This window comes from Candidatus Binatia bacterium (genome assembly GCA_029243485.1).
In the GTDB taxonomy this organism is placed as follows: domain Bacteria; phylum Desulfobacterota; class Binatia; order UBA12015; family UBA12015; genus VGTG01.
On record JAQWRY010000064.1, the window covers coordinates 110,803 to 132,410 of the forward strand.

The 21,608-nt window shown below is 65.3% G+C and carries 17 protein-coding genes and 1 pseudogene; 14 read left to right on the forward strand and 4 right to left on the reverse strand.

The window, feature by feature from the left end; all coding sequences use genetic code 11:
- Both P8R42_18880 and P8R42_18885 read right to left on the reverse strand, forming a co-directional pair.
- Positions 1-465 carry a DUF1499 domain-containing protein gene (locus tag P8R42_18880; GenBank protein ID MDG2306673.1) on the reverse strand — a complete coding sequence of 155 codons (465 nt, stop codon included), beginning with the start codon at positions 463-465 and terminating at the stop codon, positions 1-3.
- A gap of 5 nt (positions 466-470) precedes the next feature.
- Positions 471-1,643, reverse strand: a complete 1,173-nt coding sequence (locus P8R42_18885; protein ID MDG2306674.1) for a DUF3089 domain-containing protein — start codon at positions 1,641-1,643, stop codon at positions 471-473.
- Positions 1,644-1,738: 95 nt separating this feature from the next.
- Between P8R42_18885 and P8R42_18890 the strand changes: the two genes are divergently transcribed.
- The 3 genes from P8R42_18890 (at position 1,739) to P8R42_18900 (ending at position 5,831) form a co-directional block, all read left to right on the forward strand.
- A complete protein-coding gene (locus tag P8R42_18890; protein ID MDG2306675.1) occupies positions 1,739-3,049 on the forward strand; it encodes an acetyl-CoA hydrolase/transferase C-terminal domain-containing protein in 1,311 nt (436 codons plus the stop codon).
- A gap of 187 nt (positions 3,050-3,236) precedes the next feature.
- Entirely contained in the window at positions 3,237-5,192 is a 1,956-nt protein-coding gene (locus P8R42_18895) for a zinc metalloprotease (GenBank protein ID MDG2306676.1), read from the forward strand.
- A 240-nt stretch (positions 5,193-5,432) separates the two neighbouring features.
- Positions 5,433-5,831 carry a hypothetical protein gene (locus P8R42_18900; GenBank protein MDG2306677.1) on the forward strand — a complete coding sequence of 133 codons (399 nt, stop codon included), beginning with the start codon at positions 5,433-5,435 and terminating at the stop codon, positions 5,829-5,831.
- A 160-nt stretch (positions 5,832-5,991) separates the two neighbouring features.
- Here P8R42_18900 and P8R42_18905 read toward each other — a convergent pair whose 3' ends face one another.
- The gene (locus P8R42_18905; GenBank protein ID MDG2306678.1) at positions 5,992-7,176 is read right to left on the reverse strand and encodes a CoA transferase; all 1,185 of its coding nucleotides are present in this window, start codon (positions 7,174-7,176) and stop codon (positions 5,992-5,994) included.
- A 149-nt stretch (positions 7,177-7,325) separates the two neighbouring features.
- Here P8R42_18905 and P8R42_18910 point away from each other — a divergent pair, with 149 nt between their 5' ends.
- The 10 genes from P8R42_18910 (at position 7,326) to P8R42_18955 (ending at position 19,105) form a co-directional block, all read left to right on the forward strand.
- Positions 7,326-8,960, forward strand: a complete 1,635-nt coding sequence (locus P8R42_18910) for a UDP binding domain-containing protein (GenBank protein ID MDG2306679.1) — start codon at positions 7,326-7,328, stop codon at positions 8,958-8,960.
- Between the two features lie 59 nt (positions 8,961-9,019).
- Entirely contained in the window at positions 9,020-9,289 is a 270-nt protein-coding gene (locus P8R42_18915; GenBank protein ID MDG2306680.1) for a hypothetical protein, read from the forward strand.
- A 117-nt stretch (positions 9,290-9,406) separates the two neighbouring features.
- Positions 9,407-10,375: a hypothetical protein gene (locus tag P8R42_18920; GenBank protein ID MDG2306681.1), complete on the forward strand. Its 969-nt coding sequence runs from the start codon at positions 9,407-9,409 to the stop codon at positions 10,373-10,375.
- Positions 10,376-10,408: 33 nt separating this feature from the next.
- Positions 10,409-11,344 (forward strand): hypothetical protein, encoded by a 936-nt coding sequence (locus P8R42_18925; protein MDG2306682.1) that lies wholly within the window; start codon positions 10,409-10,411, stop codon positions 11,342-11,344.
- Between the two features lie 105 nt (positions 11,345-11,449).
- On the forward strand, positions 11,450-13,081 hold the full coding sequence (locus tag P8R42_18930; protein MDG2306683.1) for a hypothetical protein: 1,632 nt from the start codon (positions 11,450-11,452) through the stop codon (positions 13,079-13,081).
- 17 nt (positions 13,082-13,098) lie between these two features.
- A complete protein-coding gene (locus tag P8R42_18935) occupies positions 13,099-15,117 on the forward strand; it encodes an ABC transporter substrate-binding protein (GenBank protein MDG2306684.1) in 2,019 nt (672 codons plus the stop codon).
- Positions 15,114-16,079, forward strand: coding sequence for an ABC transporter permease (locus P8R42_18940; protein ID MDG2306685.1), 966 nt, complete (start codon positions 15,114-15,116; stop codon positions 16,077-16,079). The genes P8R42_18935 and P8R42_18940 overlap by 4 nt, the downstream gene beginning before the upstream one ends.
- Positions 16,080-16,083: 4 nt before the next feature.
- Entirely contained in the window at positions 16,084-17,115 is a 1,032-nt protein-coding gene (locus P8R42_18945; GenBank protein ID MDG2306686.1) for an ABC transporter permease, read from the forward strand.
- Positions 17,112-18,098: an ABC transporter ATP-binding protein gene (locus tag P8R42_18950; GenBank protein ID MDG2306687.1), complete on the forward strand. Its 987-nt coding sequence runs from the start codon at positions 17,112-17,114 to the stop codon at positions 18,096-18,098. The genes P8R42_18945 and P8R42_18950 overlap by 4 nt, the downstream gene beginning before the upstream one ends.
- A complete protein-coding gene (locus tag P8R42_18955; GenBank protein MDG2306688.1) occupies positions 18,095-19,105 on the forward strand; it encodes an ABC transporter ATP-binding protein in 1,011 nt (336 codons plus the stop codon). The genes P8R42_18950 and P8R42_18955 overlap by 4 nt, the downstream gene beginning before the upstream one ends.
- Positions 19,106-19,484: 379 nt before the next feature.
- Here the strand turns inward: P8R42_18955 and P8R42_18960 are convergent.
- Positions 19,485-20,198 (reverse strand): annotated as a pseudogene (locus P8R42_18960) (SDR family oxidoreductase).
- A gap of 224 nt (positions 20,199-20,422) precedes the next feature.
- Here P8R42_18960 and P8R42_18965 point away from each other — a divergent pair.
- Positions 20,423-21,487: a hypothetical protein gene (locus P8R42_18965; GenBank protein MDG2306689.1), complete on the forward strand. Its 1,065-nt coding sequence runs from the start codon at positions 20,423-20,425 to the stop codon at positions 21,485-21,487.
- Positions 21,488-21,608 lie beyond the last annotated feature (121 nt).

Consider the following 21,608-nt stretch of genomic DNA (forward strand, 5'->3'; position numbering starts at 1 on the left):
CTACTTCGCTGGTTTGATCGCGCCCTTGGCGAGGAGGGTGCTCCGCAAGTCTTCGATGCGCGTGCGGTTCACTCCCATGTCGCCGTACCCGATTCGCGAGGCCGAGCGGACGGCGATGATGCCGTCGTGGGCCCGGAGCTGCAGTTCGAGGTCGTCGACGAAGCCCATCAGCGTGCTCGTGCACTCCGCGTAGAGGTAGTCGGGAGTCTGGGTGAAGACCTCGGTGCGCGGTATCGCCGCGACGGCCGTTTCGGCTGCCTTCCACGCGGCGGCGGGCTCCGTCGCCAGAACGAACGGTGCCACGTAGTGCGTCGAGTCGTCGGCGTCCGCGTCGCTCGACACACAGTTCGGCGAAGAGGGGCACGGGGCCAGATGGCCATCGATCACGCCGATGTCCGTAGGGCGTGTTCCTGCACAAGAGAAGAGAGCCATGGCGAGTACCCAGATCGGCCAGCGTGAAGTCATAAATTTTACCGCCGTGCCGCGTGCCAGGCATCGGCCTGGCGTTCGACGATCGAGATCAGGTTCCCGAGCGCCACGTTTGCATCGATGATGTGCATCCCCCAGTCGGGTGTGAGATCGCCGCCGACGTCGTCGGCGCGCGGGCCCGGGTCCGGGTTGATGACGAGAGAGAGGTAGGAGAACTGGTCGTCGGCGACGCACTCGGAACTCACGAGGCCGGGGAAGGAGATGAACGGCGTCGAGATCGCCGGAGGGTCTACGACGTCGTCGGCCCAGGCGCGGTCGGGGTCGGCCACCGCGAATTGGGAGTTCTCGAAGAGATTGAAGTAGGACGTCAGGTCTCCGAGGCCACCGCCGAGCCCGGCCGGATTCGTGCAGAGTGCTTGAGTCCCTTCCTCGCGGGATCTGCCGAAGATCGAGTTGTCGGGAGGCGGCGCGGTTGCGCGGAACGAGGCGTATGAGAGGACGCAGTTGAACTGATCGACGGACCGGCACGCGGGAATGTTCTGGAAGGAACCGCCGATGTCTTCGCCGGCCGGGACCACGACGGTGCTGCCGAGGATCATCGCGGAGATCATCTGCGCGCGGAGGGCGTCGTTGCCGTCGATCTCATCTTGGATCAAGCGCCGGAGATGGCCTGCGCCCTGGGAGTGTCCGATCAGCATGAACGGTCGCCCCTGGTTCCAGTGCCCCAGATAGTATCGGAACGAATCGATCACATCGGCGTACGCCTGTCCGGAGGTGCTGCCCGCCGGCGCTGTTAGCGTCCGTTGGCGGTAGATCGGCGCGTACATCTCGCAGGAGCGTCCGAACCGTGCGGCCTGGTTGCGAACCGTGAAGATCTCTTCCTTGTAGTTGCCATCGAACGGAGCGTTGCCTTCGGCTCCGAGTCGCACCGTTGGGTAGACGTAGAAGCAGTCGAAGGTCGGATCGCTGGCGGGCACGTGCGGTTCGGCGGTCAGAGTTCCGTCGGCTTGGACCTCGGTGGAGTCGAGATTGGTGTCGCAGACGTCACCCGGCAGGTCCTTGCGGCACAGCCAGTGCTCGTCGACCTCGTAGATGTCGCTTTCGTGGTCGGCGAAGAAGATGGTCGGTGCAGACGCGAAGCCCGAGTTGGTCGAAGCCCCGTCTCCGCAAGCGGCGAGGAGGGCGCATACTGTTAGAATCCCGATCGAGCGCATGCCCGCGCTTACCAGCACTGGCCGAACTGGGCAATCCGGGGCGTCGCCGGCTCACGGTCTTGCGTTGCCGCGATCGGCCCGGCAGGACTCATCCCATGAGTGACTGGCGCCACCATTACGAGAGCAATTTGCAGAGTCCCGAGGAGGCGGTTGCCGCCATCCCCGACGGGTCCCTGATCCTGCAGGGCAATGCCGTAGGGGAGCCTCGAGCTGTGCTGGGGGCCATCGCCGGCCGGGCCCGGGCTGGCGGTTGGCGCAAGATCCGCATGGGATCGCTCTTGCCGACGAAGCACAGCGCCGAGACGATCTTCGCGCCCGACCTGGCGGAAGTGATCGAGTGGACGTCCTTCTTCTCGAGCGGCGTCGATCGGGCGCGGATTGGTAGCGGCGCCGCCCAGTTCGTCCCGGTTCAGTTCCACCAGATGCCGCGTGTGATCCGCGATTACACCGAGGTCGACGTCGCAGTCGTTTGCGTTTCGCGCGTCGACAAGTGGGGCTACGTGAGCCTCGGGACGAACGTCGACACGAACCTCGCCTCGATCGAGAAGGCCCGCTACGTGATCGCCGAAGTCAATCGGCACATGCCCCGGGTTCACGGTTCGGGCTGGGTTCACGTCTCCGAGTTCGATGCGATCGTCGAGCACGATGAGCCGGTGATGGAGCTCCCGGTGCCGCCCGAGCGTGAAGAGGATGCGGCGATGGGGAAGATCATCTCCGAGATGATCCCCAATGGTGCGACCATTCAGCTCGGGATCGGCGGCGTCCCGAACGCGGTAGCCAAGAGCCTCATGCAGCACCGCGATCTGGGCATCCACACGGAGATGTTCGTAGACGCGATGGCGGATCTCATCGAGTCGGGCGTCGCGAACGGTTCGCGAAAGGCGACCCACGTAGGCAAGGCGATTTTCGCCTTCGCCGCCGGATCGAAGCGAATGTACGATTTCCTGGACGACAATCCCTGCCTGGAAGCGCACCCGGTCGACTACACGAATCACCCGGCGAACATCGCGAAGAACGACGGTCTGATCTCGGTCAACGCGACGATTCAGATCGATCTGACCGGACAGTGTTGCTCGGAATCCATGGGCGCCGCGCAGTTCAGCGGGACCGGCGGTCAGCTCGACTTCGTTCGAGGCGCCTTCGACGCCGGAGGGAAGTCGATCATCGCGTTCTACTCGACGGCGAAGAACGGCGCCGTATCGCGCGTCGTGCCGAGGTTGACCGAAGGTGCGGTCGTGACCACGCCGCGGACCGATGTGCACTACGTCGTTTCGGAGTATGGCGTCGCCCGCCTCAAGGGCCGCTCGACCCGGGAGCGCGCGGAGGCCCTGATCTCCCTCGCGCATCCCAAGTTCCGAGAGGATCTGACCCGATCGGCGGCGGAAATGGGTTACCTGGCGGGCTAGGGCCCCCTGCAACTCGGCCGGTCCCGGCTTCGAGACAGGGGGTGACGTGCACGATCGGAGCGCGGTAGTCGCTCCGACCCGACATTATGGGGAGTAATCGGCGTCCTGCTGTGGACTTCGCAATGCTAGCGGGGCCACAATGACTGTCTTCTGGGCCGGGTGCCGACCCACTCCCCCTGGAGGGGCCATGAGCCTTTGCCGAGTTTCGAGCGTCACGCCCGTGTTCATTGTCTGCGCACTCCTTTTGCTGATAACTCGGGCTGAGGCGGCGCCCAGCGAGCCGGCCTTTGCGGTCGGCGGCGAGTCCTTCGCGACTTGGCGCGATTACTACACCTCGAACTACTTCGAGCAGACCGGCAAGCGCTGCGGGAAGCCGAAGTCGGTAATCCCCCAGTCGGTGGCGCCGTCGGACTGTACGTTCTCGCTTACGATCCCGTCGACAGACTACGACACCGTCGACATCTACGAGGTTCCCGTCGTCGTTCACATCATCGAACACTCGAACGGTCAGGGGCAGATCTCCGATGCGTTGGTGAACAGCCAGATCGATGTTCTCAACGAGGACTTCCGTGCACTGGCCGGAACGCCGGGCGCGCCGGGCTACGACGTGGGCATTCAGTTCGCATTGGCGTCGACGGATCCGAGCGGAAACCCGACGACAGGCATCACCCGTACGGTGAACAACACGTGGTTCGGCGACAGTGGCACGTATTACGACACCCTCGCGTGGAACACCGCCGAGTACATGAACATCTACACGAACGACGCGGGAGGGTATCTCGGTTACGTTCCGAATCTGCCGCAGGGTGGTCTGGCGGGGAGCAACGTGGACCGTGTTGTCATTCTCTGGAGTGCCTTCGGTCGGAACTCGCTCGGCGGCCCGCCCTACGATCAGGGCCGTACGCTCACGCACGAGGTCGGTCACTACCTGGGCCTCGAGCACACGTTCAGCGGGGGATGCGCTTCGGCGACGCCGCCGAACTGCTACTCGAGCGGCGATCTCATCTGCGACACGAACTCCGAGGCGAGCTCGAACTTCGGCTGTTCCGTCGGCGCGAACAGCTGTAGTTCCCTCGATCCGATCGAGAACTACATGGACTACAGCGACGACACCTGCATGGATCGTTTCACCGACGAGCAGTCGCATCGCATCCGGTGCAGCCTCCTGAACTACCGCTCGGACCTGTACGCGATCTCGAATCCGGGGGTCTGCGGGAACGATGTCATCGAGCCGGGCGAGGCCTGTGATGGTTCGGACCCCGGCAACTGCCCGACGGGCGTCTGCGATCCGGATTGTACCTGCGAGGACCCGGTCTGCGGCAACAACGTCCTGGAGGTCGGCGAGGTCTGCGATGGGACCGATGACGCGGCGTGTCCTGGAGAATGCACGGGCGCTTGCGAGTGCCCGACCACCTGTGGGAACGGCGTCTGCGACGCGGGCGAGGATGCGACCATCTGCGCCGCCGACTGCGGCTGTGCCGCACCTGGCGCGTGTGGTGTACAGGCCCCGGATGGTTGTTACTGCGATGAGGGCTGCGTCGGGTTGGGAGACTGCTGTGCGGACGCGTGTTCGGCCTGCACCATCGGATGTTCGCTCGTCGCGACCTGCGGCAGCACCCCGACGACTCCCTGTCGCGATACCTCACCCCTGGGTGCCACCCTCACGATCAAGGACAGCGCGAACGACGCGAAGGACAAGCTGATCTTCAAGATCAAGCGAGGCGACGCCACGGCCACTGCCGACTTTCTCGACCCACTCACCGCAGGGAGCACGGCGAGCCTGTGTGTCTACGACAGCTCTGCGACAACGCAGCCTCTGCTCGGGGCATCGGTGGCGAGCGGCGGCGTCTGCGCCGGCAAGGACTGTTGGAAGCCGAGGTCGACGACCGGCTTCAAGTACGTGAACAAGAGCGGCGACCCGTCGGGCATCACGACCCTCCAGCTGAAGCAGGGCATGGCGGGGAAGGCGCAGGTTCAGGCCAAGGCGAAGGGGACTCTCCTCGAGACGCCGGCGCTTCCGCTCCAGTTCCCCGTCACGGTCCAGTTCCTGATCGACGATGGTGTGACGACGAGTTGTTGGGAAAGCGAGTTCAGCACGGCTCTCAGGAACGATGCGGTCCAGGTGAAGGCGAAGGGCCCGTGATTCGCGGCCGGCGGGGCGGTGCAGGCGAAGCTCTTTACTGCGGATATTCGGCCCCGAATCGTGCATGAACGCAGTTCATTGCACGTGCGCAGTCAAATGTTCGTTCTTTCGCGTGGAGCAGTTCCCGGCGGTCGGCGTTCGAAGTGCCCGCGAATACTGCTGTTTTCTCGAGAAGCTTGACGCGGCTTGAGGCGAAGCGCGCGGTGTCGCTCGGCATGTTTCTGGCGTAGCGTTCTCTATATGCCGCGTAAGTATGGAAGCCAGGGCGGTTCGCCCGAGCGTCGGATTACGATTCCGGTGCCGCAGGAGCTGAGTGATCGGATCGATGCCGCAGTGCACGGTCGTCCGGGAGAGACACTGAAGTCTCTCATTCTTCGGGCGGTTGAGAGCGAGATCGATCATCTGGAGGTGGAGCGGGGCTCCGCAGGGGTCTCACTGCCGTTTCCTGTGGCGCCCGGCCGTCCCCCTCCGGGCCGGCCGCGGAAGAACCCCGGAGCGGATGCGGTCGCCATGGGGGATCCTCCGGTGCCTCCGGCCGCCGACTCGTCGGCCGAGGTGGAGCGCCTGATGCACGTGCTCGAACAGCGTGAGGTAGAAGAGCCACTCCTAGCAAAGGGACGTTCCGCCGGGAGATCGTAGCCCCAAGGTCTCCCCAATGCTCTTCCCGAAAGACTCGACTTCTGGGGGGGCGCCATGAAGCGGTCGGGTGGTCTTCTTCGTCAGTGTCTTCGCTGCTTTGGCGGACGGGGAGCAGCTCACGCCGAGTCTACGTTTGTTCGTCGGGGCGCAGTGGCGGCGTTTAGGCGATCGCGCCGGCGGAGCGTAGGCGCGCGATCTCGCTCGTGTCGAAGCCCGCTTCGGCGAGGAGCTCATCGGTGTGCTCGCCAAACCCGGGAGCGTGTCGCCGGATCTCCGTGTTCTGCTCGTCGAACCGGGCGGCCGGTCGTGCCTGCCGCATCGGACCGCCGATTGGGTGCTCCGCTTCGACGACCAAGCCGTTCTCTGCGATCTGGGGATGCGCGATGAGTCCGGCGCGATCGAGAACGGGCGCACAGGGGACGTCTTCCGCTTCGAGCCGCTCGAGCCAGTCCGCGCTCGTCTTCGTCTGAAGGACGTCCTGCAGCATCGTGAGTCGTTCGCCGGCATGCGCCACTCGCCCCCCCGGCGTCGCGAAGCGCTCGTCCTGTAGCCAGTCGAGCTTGTCGATTGCCAGGCAGAGGCCCTTCCACTCGGAATCGGAAACGGCGCCGGCGGTGATGAAGCCGTCGGACGTCTCGAAAACGAGATCCTGCGCGTAGCGCGCGCCGGGGTGGCTGACGTCGTTGCCGACCCACGTGTAGCCAGCCATCCCCTCGGGCCAGTGGAACTCGACCGTCGCGTCGAGCATTGAGAGGCGGAGGTGCTGCCCCTTGCCGGTGCGCGTCCTTGCGAAGAGCGCGGCGGTGATCGCCTGGGCCGCGGTGATGGCCGTGAGCTTGTCGGGCACGATGAGTCGCATCATGCGCGGCCGCCCGGTGGCGCGGTCGGCCTGGATTGCGGCGAGGCCGGACAGCGCCTGAACGACCGGGTCGTAAACGCGCTTGTGCGCGTAGGGGCCGGATTCGCCGAAGCCGCTGATGGAGACGTAGATCAGTTCGGGGTTCGCGGCCCGCAGAACGTCCGCACCGATCCCCATGCGCTCGACGGCGCCCGGCCGGAAGTTCTGCACGAGCACGTCCGCCCGGCGAACGAGACCCGCGAGGACGGTGCGGCCTTCCTTACGTTTCAAGTCGATGATGATCGAGCGCTTGTTCCGGTTCGACGTCGCGAATGTCGACGACATCCCGTTCTTCATGGCGCCCATATGGCGGACGAGATCCCCGAGGCCCGGGGCTTCGACCTTGATGACGTCGGCCCCCTGGTCGCCGAGAATCCGAGTCGATACAGGGCCCGAAATCATCGTGGTCAGGTCGATTACGCGAACGCCTTCGAGGGGTCCTGGCATGCACCGTTCCTATCGCGCGCTGAACCCGTGGGCCAATCGCTTCGGTACAAGAATTCCGCTCGGATTCGTGGGTTCCCCTGTTGATTTAACCCTGCCGGAGGCGCGACACTGCGGATTCTTCGCCAAATTCCAAACAGGAGGAGTCCCGAATGTCCGACCAGTCCATCAGCCCGGCAGGCGAGAAGTTCGACCTGCCGCAGCAGTCCGAGTATGCCGCCGAGTTTCAACGTCTGAAGAAGCTGGCCGACAAGGCTCGCAAAGAAGGAAAAGAAGTCGTCGTCGTGATGGGCGTGGGCTTCGTTGGCGCGGTCATGGCGGCCATCGTCGCGGACACGGTGGACAAGAAGGGCAAGCCCTCGAAGTTCGTGATCGGCTGCCAGCGCCCGAGCCCGCGCAGCTTCTGGAAGATCCCGCTGCTGAACAAGGGTGAATCGCCGGTCAAAGCGGAGGATCCGGAAGTCGATCCGATGATCGCGCGCACGGTTCTCAAGAAGAAGACGCTGACGGCGACCTTCAACAGTGACTGTTTGAAGCTCGCGGACTGCGTCGTCGTCGACGTGCAGTGCGACTATTCGAAGAACGACCTCGGGAACATGCGTACCGGCGAGGTCGAGATGGCCGCGCTCGAGGCGACGATCCAGACAATCGGCGAACGCATCCCCGCGAAGTGTCTCACCCTGATCGAGACGACGGTGGCTCCGGGTACGACGGAGTTCGTCGCGCTGCCGATTCTTCAGAAGTGCTTCGCGAAGCGAAAGATGTCGTCGACGCCGCTCCTCTCCCACAGCTACGAGCGCGTGATGCCGGGCAAGCAGTACGTCGCGAGTATCCGTGACTTCTGGCGCGTGTGCTCGGGTTGCACGCCGCCGGCCCGCAAGCGCGTCGTGAAGTTCCTGACCGAGGTGCTCAACACGGATGAGTTCCCGCTGACCGTCATGGACCGGCCGATCGAGTCCGAGACCGCGAAGATCGTGGAGAACTCGTACCGGGCGACGACCCTTGCGTTCATGCACGAGTGGAGCCTGTTCTCGGAGCGGAACGGGGTCGATCTCACGAAGGTGATCGATGCGATCAAGGTCCGTCCGACCCACAACAACATGATCTTCCCCGGCCCGGGCATCGGTGGGTATTGCCTGCCGAAGGACGGTGGCCTCGGCTACTGGGCCTACAAGCACATTCTCGGGTTCGACGACGGCGATGAAGTGTTCAAGATGAGCACGACCGCCATCGACATCAACGATACGCGCGGCCTGCACGTGGCAACCCTGACGCGTGACGCTCTGCGGAACATGGCTCGGTACATCGCGGGCGCCGAGATCGCGGTGCTCGGGGCGAGTTATCGCCAGGACGTCGGAGATACGCGGTACTCCGGCTCCGAGGTCGTCGTTCGGCGCCTCGTGGAGATGGGCGCCGAGGTCCGCGTGAACGACCCGTACGTCGACCACTGGTTCGAGTTCGAGTCGCAGAGCACCTACCCGGCACCGGGCCACTCGCTCTCGCGTTTCTTCCGCAACCAGGACGGCCTGACGGATCTTCGCGTCGAGCCGTCGATCGCGAAGGCGCTCAAGGGCGTCGAGGCGGTCGTGCTGGCGGTGCCGCATGAGCCGTACCTGAAGCTCACGCCGGCGAAGGTGGTGAAGATGGCCGGTGGACCGATCGCGGTCGTCGACTGCTTCGGCATCTTGAGCGACGCCGACATCCGGAAGTACTTCGAGCTCGGCTGTGAGGTCAAAGGCCTCGGTCGCGGGCACATTCAGCGCATCAAGGCCGAAGTTCGCGGCTAGCGACACCGTTTCAAGGGGCTGCCGGGAAACCGGCGGCCCCTTTTTTCGTTCGAGGGGCGATGACGCGATCGACGATCAAGATTCTGGTTGCCGGCGCCGCCATCGCGGTGGCGACGATCTTCGCCACGCAGCACGTGCTGAGCCTGTTTCCCTCGGGCACGGACGCGACGCAGGCGTCCGAGGAGGCGAGCTTCCTCGCTCATCTCCTCCTGCCGCTCTCGGTGACGCTGCTCATCTTCGTGGTGATTGCAGCGATCGGCGGTGTCGTCCGGCTCGTTCGCGCGCTTCTCGGTTACGATTCGGGGGAAGAGCCGGGGCCGGAGCCGTAGGCCGGCTCCCGTAGGGCGCATGGCAGTGCGCAGGTCGCCTCAGCTTGCGCCGCAGCGATCGGGCATGCATTTGATTTGAATGGTGCGGCTTTCCGCGCCGTCAACCCAGAGGCCCTGATGCGCGATCCCGAGCAGCCCAGCCGAAAAACGAGAACCTTCGAGGAACTGCTGGGTGCGGGCGTTGCGCTTGCCGGCGCGCTCTTCGTGATGGCCAGCGTGCTCCTTTCGAGCACGGCGATGTCGGGCTGTGGCCCCTGCTGGCCGGGGCCCTGCGCCGACGCCGAGACGGAGACGGACGACAGCGCGACTCCGACCCCCACCGACGACCCGACGCCGACGCCTGTCGGCGAGACGCAGTGTGAGCTCACCCGAACGACGCAGCCCGTGGATGAGGATGTCTGGCAGAGCCGGGCCGAGGGGTGTCCCCGGATTCAGCTCTCCGCCGACGCCACGCGGTTCGACACCGACGCGTTTTGCGAGTCGGGCCTCCGCGTCAGCGGTGAAGGGGACGCGCCGTTCTTCCGCTACACGTGCAATGCCTCAGGGCCCTGGAAGCTCGCCGTGCCGGTCTTCGACACCCAGAACCCGGACGAACTCACGTTGGACCTGAGTTGCGAGGGTGAGATCCCGCAGAACCAGGACTACGTGAATGGCATCGTGCTGGAGGGGATCCTCTTCGAAGAGAACCGGAACGACATCCGCGACGCGGTCGCCGCGTGGGAAGACATGTGCTTCGACGCCGTCGAGGGTACCGACGCGTACACCGAGTGCGCCGCGGTCTGTGCCGGCGACCGGACCGTGCGCGAGGGGCTCGAGAGCCTGGGCATGCTGGATACGCTGATGCCCGAAGTCGACTGCTACCTGAAGCTCTTCGACAGCTTTACCGACGTGATCGACGCGGACATCCCCTCGACCGATGGGAACGTGACGGGAGTCTCCGTTTGCGGTTGTCGGCCGAATGCGGAGTATGTCGATTGTCTGGACTCGACGCCGTGCTTCACGGGGTCCGAAGAATACGATGGATCTTGCGGGGCGACCTGCTGGTCGGCGAATGGCACCGAGTCCGGCTCCTGCACGACGCCCTGATCACGGCCTCGAGCCGAGGCCCGAAGGAAATCGATGAAGCACAATCAGATCGAGGGTCCCAAGCGCTTCGACGAGTATGTCGTTGCAGCCGTCGGAATCGCCGGCGCCGCGCTCGTCATCGTAAGCGTCGTCATCTCGAGCGCGACGATCTCCGCGTGTGGGCCCTGCTGGCCGGGCCCGTGTGTCGATGCGACGGCCACCCCGACGCCTACCCCGACGGCCACGCCCAACCCCGAGTGCACGTTGGGCCGCGACACTGACCTGATCAGTGCGGACCTCTGGCAGGCCGACACGTCCAGCTGTCCGCGCCTCCTCCTCGACGCCACCGACCCGAATTACGATTCCGATGAGCTTTGCGAAGTGGGGGGACGAACCGATGGCGACGACACGACGTTCGTCCTTCGGTACGACTGCAACGCGTCGGATGCCTGGATGCTCGCCGCAGCGGTACCGGGCACCGTGACCGTCGATGGCATCGACGTCACGTCCCGCAGCCTCTCCAAGGCGTGTCCGAGTGAGGTCGCCCAGTCCGAGAATTTCCTGAATGGGAAAGAGATGGAGCCGGTTCTCTGGGAACGCGACGGAGTCGAGGTCGCGGAGGTGACCGCAGCGTGGGAGGAAGGCTGTGCGTCGAGTGAGGCGACCGACGAGCGGCTGAGCCTCTGCAGCCAGGTGTGCGGCGGGACGCTGCCTCTCCGTGAGGCGCTTGCCGATGCGGGAATTGAAACGACCAGTGCGGTCGACTGCTACCTGGCCTTGTACGACACGCTGCCCCCGCACGACGGAACCGCGACGCTCAGTACCGACGAGCAGTTCGAGATGAACACGTTGTGCGCCTGCGTTCCGAACACGTTCTTCCTGGACTGTGTGAGCCAGGACTGCTTGACGGGCACGACCTACGACACCGGGTGCGGCGAGATCTGCTGGGTGATGTTCCCGACTTCGTCTGGCGAGTGCCGATTGCCTTGATCTCCTGAGCTCCGCCGCTGCGGACACACGCCGAAGTCGTGGTACGGGGTCGTGGCATGAGGGATCGTGGTCGGGGCGGAACGATACTGCTGTTCCTGCTCGTTCTTGGGCTGTTCGCGACGGTCGGTTCAGCTCCGCGCGCCGTGGCGTGGTCAGCTCGGGCTCCACCATCACCAGTGGCTGACCGCGTCGACCCTCCTGTTCAGCAAGAACTGGTACCGCGAGGGCGTCGTGCCGCTGCGCATGATGATGCTCGAGGAGCCCCGCTCGGGAGAGGCGCAGGGGATCGCGGACCGCTCTCCGTATGTGTCGTTCCCGCCCGGTGCGGTCGTGCCCGTTTACCTGCTCGCGCGCGTGACGGGCCAGGAGCCCTCGGCATCGTCGATCATGGCGCTCGGTCTGGCGAATCAGCTGGGGATCTTGCTGCTGCTCGCGGCAACGGCGCTCGTCAGCCTGCGCGCCCTCGGGGTCTCCGGTGTATGGAGACTCGTTCTGGGCGGCGTTCCTCCCTTCCTCTACTTGTACGCTCCGGCGCCGTTCTACTTTCACCAGAACGTCTACTTCGCAGACCAGGCCGTGATCCTGCCGTTCGCGCTCGTGCTCTTTCTCGAGGCGAGACGGATGGCCGGGCGCACGTCGACGGCCGCCGATGTGGCGATGGCCGGGGCACTGTTCTGGGGCGCGTTCACCGACTGGCTGTTCCTGCCGATTGCGGCATCGCTCTGGCTCGTGCGCCTGTTCGGCGGGGACCTCGGTCGTGGCCTCGCGCAGATCGTGCGCCGGTCCGCGATCCTGTTCGCGCCGGTCGTCCTCGCTCTCGGACTGTTCGCCGTTCAACTGGTCGCGGCGGGTCAGCTGGATACGTTGTCGGGCCGCTTCGGTGTGGTCGCCGGCCTGGGAGGGGGGGTGCCTCCGTCGTTTGGTGAACTGGCGTACGCCGTGTTCGTGACGCAGGTCGATTCGGGGTACGGCTCGAGTGCGCTGGTGGCGATCGCTGTCGGCATCGCGCTGGCGGTGTTTCTCGTGACGAGGTTGCTTGGATCCTCTTCAGCCGAGGCTTCGGGTGAACGCGAGGGTGCAGACCGGCTTACGGGGGTGGCGCTCGTGGTTCGCCTCCTCGTGCTCGCGACTCTGCCGTGCGTGATCTACGCGATGGTCGTTCCGATTCACACGGTCGGTCACGACTTCAGCGCACTGAAGCTCGGCCCCACGCTCGCGCTGGGGCCGTTCTGCTTGATCCCGGCGGCGGTCGTCCGTTTCGCCGAGCGGTCGTTCTCGGCGCCGAGACTCCGCTGGGTCCTGGTCCTGCCGGTGGCCGTCGCTCTTTGGCATTTCTCCGCGGCCGATCGTCGATCGTCGTTCCCTGAGCCGTGGGAAGCCCTGCCGGAACTCGCAGCCTTCTTCGAGGAGCACGTGGGCTGGGAGGATGCGGTCTTCTCGCCGGACTTCGTGATCCGTCGCCATCCGCCCCACCTCCTCGCGTACACGATGAAGCGGGTTCGGGTGGCCTCGTCCCTGCGCGACGTGCAGGCCTGGGCGGCCGAGAATTCGGGCCATCCCGGGCCCTTTGTGCTCGTTTCGATCGACCCCGATGGCCCGGGGGTCGGCGCGTACGCCGAGGCTCTCCGCGTACGGGAGGTGGGCGCAATCCGCTGGGCGCGGCTGAGCCGGTCCGAGCTCGATCGGCTCATGGGTGCGGAGCCGCTGCCCGTTCGTTCGCCTCAGGCTCTCCCCTGAGCTAACGACGAGGCGGGATGGGGAAGGCGGTCGCGGCGGTCGGGATCATCGTCCTTGGGGCGCTCCTGGCGTGTACCAACAATCCGTATCCCGACGCGGACTCTGGTCGGAAGGTGCTCTACCGCACCATGCGGAAGAGCCCGCCCAAGACCCTCGATCCGGCCGTGGCCTACTCGGTCGTCGATCACATCGTCACCGGCTCCGTGTACGACACCCTGCTGGACTACGACTACCTCGCGCGCCCGTACCGGCTGATTCCGGGTCTCGTCGAGAAGATCCCGGTCGAGGTCGCGAATGATGATGGGACCTGGTCCCTGTCCTTTCGCCTCCGTCCGGATCTCCTGTATTCCGATGACGAGTGCTTTGAGGCAGGCCGCCCGGGCGCACCGACGCGGAACATTCTGGCTGCGGATGTCGCGTTCGAGCTAATGCGGATCGCGGATCCCTCCGTGGGGAGCCCGGTGGGGGCCGTCTTCTCGCGGGTTCGGGGTTTCGAAGACTTCACGGCGCGCCTGCAGGCTTTGCGCGATGCCGATCCGGCGTTTGCCCAGAGACGCATCGACGAGCAGTACCGCGAGGCGGGAGGGATCGATGGCGCTCGGGTGCACTCCGATCTCGACCTCGAGATCGTTCTGACGGAGTCCTTCCCCCAGCTCTCGTATTGGTTCGCGATGGAGTTCACGACACCGGTGCCGTGGGAGGCCGTCGCGTATTACGACGGGGAGGACGGCCGGGACCTTTTCTCGGAGCACGCCGTTTCGACCGGGCCGTTTCGTCTCACGCGGTACGACAAGCGGGCACGCATCTCTCTGGTGCGAAACGAGAACTGGTACGGCGTGCGACATCCGGAGTGGCGTGCGCCCGGCGCGATCTATCCGACGCGTGGGAGCGCGGAAGACCGCGCGCGCGGGTTGCTCGACCCGCGCTACGTAGGACGGCCCCTCCCGTTTCTCGACGGGGTCGAGCTGGTCTTCGAGAACGAGCAGATCCCCGGCTTCAACAAGTTCCTCCAGGGCTATTACGACTACTCCGCCATCATCGAGGAGACGTTCGATCAGGTCGTGTCGGAAGGCGGACTCACTCCGAGCATGGAGGCGATGGGTGTCCGCCTGTCGAAGGCGCCGAGCCCGTCCATCTACTACGTCGGCTTCAACATGGACGATCCGGTCGTCGGGCGTGACGGCGATTCGCGGTCGCGCCTCCTCCGCCACGCGATGAGCCTCGCAATCGATAGCGAGGAGTTCATCCGTCTCTTCTTCAACGACCGGGGCATTCCGGCCGAGTCCCCTTTGCCCCCAGGGATCTTTGGTCACGAGGATGGTCTAGGTAATCCGTTTCGGCGGTTCGACCTCGCCGGCGCTCGGGAGGTGTTGGCTGAAGCGGGATACCCGCGTGGGTTGGACCCCGAGACGGCTCGGCCGCTCCACTTGGTCCTCACGACGGGCGACACGAGCGCGCGATCCCGGCTCCGGTACCAGTTCCTCGTCGATTCGTGGCGGCGGATCGGGGTCGACGTCGAGATCTCGTCGACGAACTACAATCAGTTCCAGGACGTCTTGCGGCGCGGCGCCTACCAGGTGTTCTTTTTCGGGTGGGCCGCGGACTATCCCGATCCCGAGAACTTCCTCGTTCAGCTTTGGGGGGAACTCGGGAAGTCGAAGAGCGGCGGGTCGAACTCGGCGAACTTCGACAACGTGGAGTACAACGGGCTCTTCCTCGAGATGCGCAACATGCCGGACGGGCCGGAGCGACTCGCCGTCATTCGGCGGATGCTCGAGATCCTGCGGGTCGAGAGACCGTGGATCGAGATCTTCACGCCCGAGGAGTACGTGCTCTCGCACGGTTGGCTTCAGAACCTGAAATCCTTCGGGATGTCGGTGCCGATGATGCAGTACCTCGACGTCGAAGAAGAGCGTCGCGCCGAACGCAGGGTCGCGTGGAATCAGCCAGTGGAGTGGCCGGCGTGGGTCCTCGCCGCGCTCGTCGTTGCGGCGGTCGTGCCCGCCGTCGTCACGTTCCTGCGGGAGCGCCAATGATCGCGTTCGTGTTTCGCCGTCTGGCTTACGGCTTCGCGACGATCCTGGGCGTGCTCGCCTTCCTGTTCGTCCTCTTCTTCTTGTACGCCACGCCCGAAGATATGGCGCGGCGTGCGCTCGGCGAGAAGGCGCCGCCCCAAGCGCTCGAGCAGTGGATCGTGAACCACGAGTACCACCATCCCCGGTTCTGGAATCCGGAGGATCCGGGCAAGACGCTGATCGCCGACCATTTCCGACGGATGCTGACCTTCGACTTCGGGCGAAGCGACGCGGACGACGTCCTCGTGACGCAGCGCCTCCGGAAGGGGGTCGGACCGAGCCTGTCTCTCACGGTGCCGCTCTTCGTGGGTGGCCTGTTCATTTCGATCAGCCTGGCGCTCTTCGTCGCGACCTTTCGTGAGACTTACATCGACCGGGCCGGCGTCGCCGCGTGCGTCTTCGCCATGAGTGTTTCAATTCTCCTGTACATCATCGGTGGGCAGTTTCTGATCGGAAGGTTGCTCAAATGGTTCCCGGTTTCGGGGTTCGACCCGTCGCCCGCCGTGATCGGTCGGTTTCTCGTCTTGCCCGTCCTGGTGGGACTCGCGGCGAGCGTAGGGGAGCAGGTGCGCTTCTACCGGACGGTCTTCGTCGAGGAGACCAACCAGGACTACGTACGTACGGCTCGGGCGAAGGGCTGCGGAGACGGCCGGGTCATGTGGAACCACGTGCTCCGCAACGCGATGATTCCGGTCATCACGCGGGTCGTGCTGGCGATTCCCTTTCTCTTCACTGGATCGATCCTCCTGGAGTCCTTCTTCGCGATCCCCGGGCTGGGGTCGATGACCGTCGATGCGATCCATGCGAACGACTTCGCAACCTTGCGCGTCATGGTCTTCTTGGGCTCCGTTCTCTTCATCGTCGGCCAGATCGTGACGGACATCTGTTACACGCTCGCCGATCCTCGGGTTCGTCTGGAGTAGCGTGGTGGAGCCGTACGTCTTCTCGAATCTCGTCACCGCCGTCCTCGTGCTTGGGCTCGCCTTGGCTCTCTGGGCAGCGGGTCGCAGCTTCTTGTGGCGTCAGGCCGGTCGGGAACTGGTGCATCGGCGCCCGGTGGCGCTGGCGGTCGTTGCGGTCTACGCGCTCGTCGCGGGACTCGACTCCATTGCGTGGACGGACCCGCATGGCGAGGTGGCGGCGGATGACACGGCGCTCCTCGGAGCGGCGCGGACGTTGCTCGACCGGTTCTTTCCGACGGACTTCCAGGAAGCGAGCTACTCGGCCCCGCTCGCCGACCACGAGTTGTACGGCGGTGAGCCGCTCCGCCATCCAGGCGCTCACTTGCTCGGCACCGACATCATTGGGCGGGACGTCCTGCATCGCGCCCTGAAAGGGGCGCGGGTCGCCCTGATCATCGGGGGCCTCACGAGCCTGATCGTGCTCCCATTGGCGCTGCTGGTCGGAGTGTCTGCCGGCTACGTGGGGGGCCGACTCGACGACGCTGTCTTCTTCCTCGTGTCGACGCTGGCGTCGATGCCGAGTCTGCTGCTGCTGATCGCGCTCATCATGGTGCTCGGCTCCGGCACCGTACAGGTCTGCGTGGCACTGGGGGTGACCGGGTGGGTGGGGCTCGCGCGTCTCGTGCGGGCGGAGACCTTCAAGATCCGTGAACTCGATTACATCGATGCGGCGCGGGTTCTTGGGACGTCGGAGTTGCGGATCGTCTGGAGGCACGTCCTGCCGAACCTCATGCATCTGGTCGTGATCACGTTCGCGCTGTTGTTCTCGAGCCTAGTGCTTTCCGAAGTCGTGCTCTCCTGGCTCGGGATCGGCATTGATGGATCGTGGGGCCGGATGATCGACCAGTCGCGTACGGAACTCTCGCGCGAGCCGATCATCTGGTGGAATCTCTCGACGGCCTCCGTGGCTCTGTTCGGTCTCATACTCGCGGTGAACCAAGTGGCCGACGCGGTGCGCGATATTCTCGACCCGCGAACCATGGGAGAGCGTTCGTGAGCGAGCGGATTCTCACCGTTCGGGATCTGTGCACGAGCTTTCCCCAGGGCGGGAATCGCCTGAACGTGGTGGATCGCGTTTCGTTCGACGTGAATGCGGGTGAGACTCTCGCGCTCGTCGGGGAATCCGGCTGCGGAAAGTCGATGACCGCGCTCTCGGTGATGCGGCTCGTGCCGAAGCCGGGCCGGGTGGCGTCCGGTACGATCCACGTCGGCGATCAGGATGTGCGTGCTCTGCCCGTCACCGAGATGCGTCGCGTGCGCGGCGGCGAGGTCTCGATGATCTTCCAGGAGCCGATGACGAGCTTGAATCCGGTTCAGCGGTGTGGACGTCAGATCGTCGAGGCGATCCGACTACATCACGCGGAATCGAAAGAGCAGGCGCGCACGCGCGCACGCGACCTCTTCGGAGAAGTCGGGATCCCCGATCCGGACGAGCGCCTCGACGCCTACCCGCACCAGCTTTCGGGTGGGATGCGCCAACGCGTGATGATAGCGATGGCGCTTGCGTCCCGGCCGAAGCTCTTGATCGCCGACGAGCCGACTACGGCCCTCGACGTGACGATCCAGGCGCAGATCCTCGATCTTCTTCGGTCCCTACAGCGTGATCTCGGGATGGCGATCCTGCTCATAACGCATGACGTCGGGGTCGTGAACGAGCTCGCCGACCGAGTCCTCGTTATGTACGCGGGCCGGATCGCGGAAGAGGGACAACGGCGCGAGGTCCTCGCCGCGCCCGGGCATCCGTATACGCGCGGCCTCCTGCGGTCGTTGCCGGGGGTCGTCGAGCGGGGCGATCGGCTCGACGAGATCGAAGGCGTCGTGCCGCCTCCGGGCGAATGGACACGAGGATGCCGGTTCTCGAACCGGTGTCCGATCGTCTTCGATCCGTGTGCGGACACAGAGCCCGAGCGCTTCACGTTGAACGAGACCCACGGCGCGTGGTGCCATGCTTTGAAGCGCGACGGCGGAGTCGATTCGTGAATCGTGCCCGGGAGGCGTTGCTGCGTGTGGAGGGGCTCGCGACCCATTTCGACGTTCGCTCGGGCCCGCTCCAGCGTGTGGCCGGCGCCGTGCGTGCCGTCGATGGTGTGAACCTCGAGGTCGAGGCGGGGAAGACCCTCGCGCTCGTCGGCGAATCCGGTTGTGGCAAGACGACCGTGGGGCGTTCGATTCTCGGGCTCGAGAAGCCGCACGCAGGCCAGATCTGGTTCGACGGCGAGGATCTTCTCCGTCTGGCCCCCGCGGATCTCCGCACGCGCCGAAAGCGAATCCAGATGGTCTTCCAGGATCCGGCGGCCGCGCTGAACCCGCGCATGCGGATTCGAGACGCGATTGCGGAGGGCATGCGGGCGTTTGGGGTCGGCGCGACTCCTGGCCAGCGGACCGAGAGGATCGCGGCGCTTCTGACGCGCGTGAAGCTCGATCCCGGCTACATGTCGCGCTATCCCCACGAGCTTTCGGGCGGACAACGCCAGCGGGTCTGCATCGCGCGCGCTCTCGCGGTCGATCCGGACCTCATCGTGTGTGACGAGTCGGTCTCTGCGCTCGATGTGTCGATTCAGGCGCAAATCCTGAACCTCCTCGCTGACCTCCAGCAGGAGCGTGGACTCGCATACCTCTTCATCACGCACGACCTGGGCGTCGTGCGTCACATCGCCGACCGCGTGGCGGTGATGTACCTCGGGCAGATCGTCGAGGACGGGCCGGTGGAGAGGGTGTTCGATGCGCCGGCCCATCCCTACACGGAGGGCCTTCTCGCGGCGGCGCCCTCGCTGGACCCCGATCGGGCCGCTCGCCCGGTCATCGTCCGCGGCGACGTGCCGTCCCCCGCCCGCCCGCCTCCCGGTTGTCGGTTTCATACGCGTTGTCCGGTGGCCTTTTCTCGTTGCTCGGTCGAGGCACCCAAGACGTACCCCGCGGGTGCCGAGGGGGACGACGTTGGGATGAGCCGCTGTTTCCTTCGGGAGGAGCGGCCGGACTCGACGTGACCGGCCGACGTCCGAAATCGGTGTCGACGCAGTAGGCGAGGATCTTCTCGATGTACTCCTGCACCCGTGGTGGTCGCCCGGCGAACGCGGCCGCCTGCGTCACGTCGAAGCGTGGCATGCGGGCGAGGTAGGGCAGGTAGAGGGCACCTTCGGTCACGACGGGCGCGAGCCGGCCGAAGCGAAGGTGACGGAGGAGCGGGTGGGCGTACCGCGCCCACCTCTCGGGATGGACGAAGCGCACTGGCTTGCGATCCGGAAACACCCGGTGCAGCACGTCGGCGAGTTCGCCGATCGTCGCGGAGTTCTCCGGTCCGGCAGCGAGATGAAAGCAGCCTCCGATCGTGTCGGGTCGGGAGCGCAAGGTCATCATCGCGTCCCGTACGAAGTCCACGGGGACGACGTCGACTGTCATCCCGCGATTCGCCGGACAGGTGCGCCAGAGTCCGCGTGCGTAGATGCGGATCGGGCCGTAGATCGTTCGGAAGCTCGACGTTCGACCGCGCGCCGATTCGCCGACGACGAGGCTTGGTCGATGAATCGCCACCGGGAGCTTCTGGCCCGCCGCGCGCATCGCCATCTCCGCCTCGAACTTCGTCCGCTCGTAGGAGTTCTTGTGGCCTTCGCGCGCATCGAGTTCGTCTTCGTGGACGAGATCCGTTCGGTTTCCGGCGACGAAGGCGGTGCTCACGTGATCGACTCGAGCGACGCCGCCCCGCCGTTCTCGCAGGTGTGCGAGTTCGATGACCGACTTTGTTCCACCGAGGTTTACGACGCGCGCTCGTTCGATGGGTTCATTAAAGCGGACGGTCGCGCCGCAGTGCAGAAACTGATCGCATTCCGAGATGACTCGGTCGGAGCCGCGGGTGCCGAGCCCGAGCCGGGGTTTGGACAGGTCGCCGACCGCGACCTGAAGCCGGCCGGGTTCAGGCGGGGACTCCAGGCCGGCGCGCGCGAGTGCCTGCTCGATCCGCGCTCTGCCCGTGCCCAAATCGGGGGCGCGCACCAGGGCGACCACCTCCTCATCTCGTTCGAGCATTGCGCGCAGCAGATGACTCCCCAAGAACCCCGATCCTCCAGTCAAAAACGTCGCCATTCGGACTCCCCTTTCCAGGTCCGGGGCTCATAGAGGCATCCGAATTCTCCTGCAATGACGCGAAGAAAGCGATTCCGGAAGGGAATCGAAGCATCGATTGGGGGAGTCGAGTAGGGGGCCGATCGGCCTGCGACACTATGCCGCATTTCTCAGTTCGCCAGGTTCCCCTACGGTTCAGGAGTCAGCGCACTGAATTCGAGGTTACTCGCATGCAACCAGAACTCATGAAATCTCTCGTCATGGTCGGCCTCCTAGCCACCTTCTCCATTGGTTGTGGTGATTCCGCGTCGAGCGGAAGGGGCCACGAACACGAGGGCGGAGATGGCGAACACGAGCACATGCCGGAGCCGCCAACGGACGGCGGGGATGAACTGGCGCAGCGCGCGTGCCACGGGCTTCATGGCGAGTCGGTCGATCTCCAAGCTGCCGCAGATCACGCGGGTGCGGAGTCCGCCCGCGTCGTGGTGGGCGAGACGACCGTCGTGCACCTTCCGAGTGGCGCGTCGGGCTTTGCGGGGATCATGATCCCGCACGACCATGGGGACTGGGGATTCTTCGTCGACGAGCCGAATGTCGTGGTGACGGTCACCGCCCATGACGGCACGCGCTTCGACATCAATCCGCACTCGCCAAGCGAGTCGTGCCCGGACGACATGCAGGTCGACGCGCGCGTCCACATCCCCGCGGGTGGGCACTACACGATCGAGTTCGCCGCAGAAGGTGCGCGCGAGGTTACGTTGCAGGTTCTCCCAGAAGGCGAGTACGCGGACCCGAATGCTGATCCGGTTTCGGCGGGTGCGTGTGAGGCGCTCGGTGGCGAGATCCAGACGGTGATGGCCTCTTCGGCGGCGGACGAAGCGCTTGCGGGAAACTTCGTCATGACCGGCGGCCACTTCTACCACCTGGTGCTGCCGGAGGGTTCGAGCTACGTCGGCGTGCATCTGCCGACTGACCACACGGATTGGGCGGTCTTCGTTAGCGAGGAAGATGTCGCGTTCTCGTTGTCGCACCCTGACGTGGGCATCTTCGGCATCTCACCGCTGGTTCCGAGCCCGGTGTGCCCGGACGACATCCTCGTCGACACGCGCGTGCACATCCACGCGGGCGGAGACTTCGTCCTCGAGCTCGGGCCGACCGGTCCTCGCGAGGTGTTGTTCAACATCGTTTCCGAGGCCGAGGGCCACGGCGAAGGCGGTCACGAAGAAGGTGGTGAGGAGCACGGCGGGGAAGAGGGCGGCCACGAGGAAGGTGGCGAGGAACACGGCGGTGAGGACGAAGACCACGCATAGGCGCGCGGTTCACCCCGACCCGCGACGATTTGACGCATTGTAGGCCCCGGAAGCCGGCCGCTAGAGTTGTAGGAAGGCCCCGGAGAGAGCCCTGGAAGCCACTGTAGAAAGAGGAGAACTC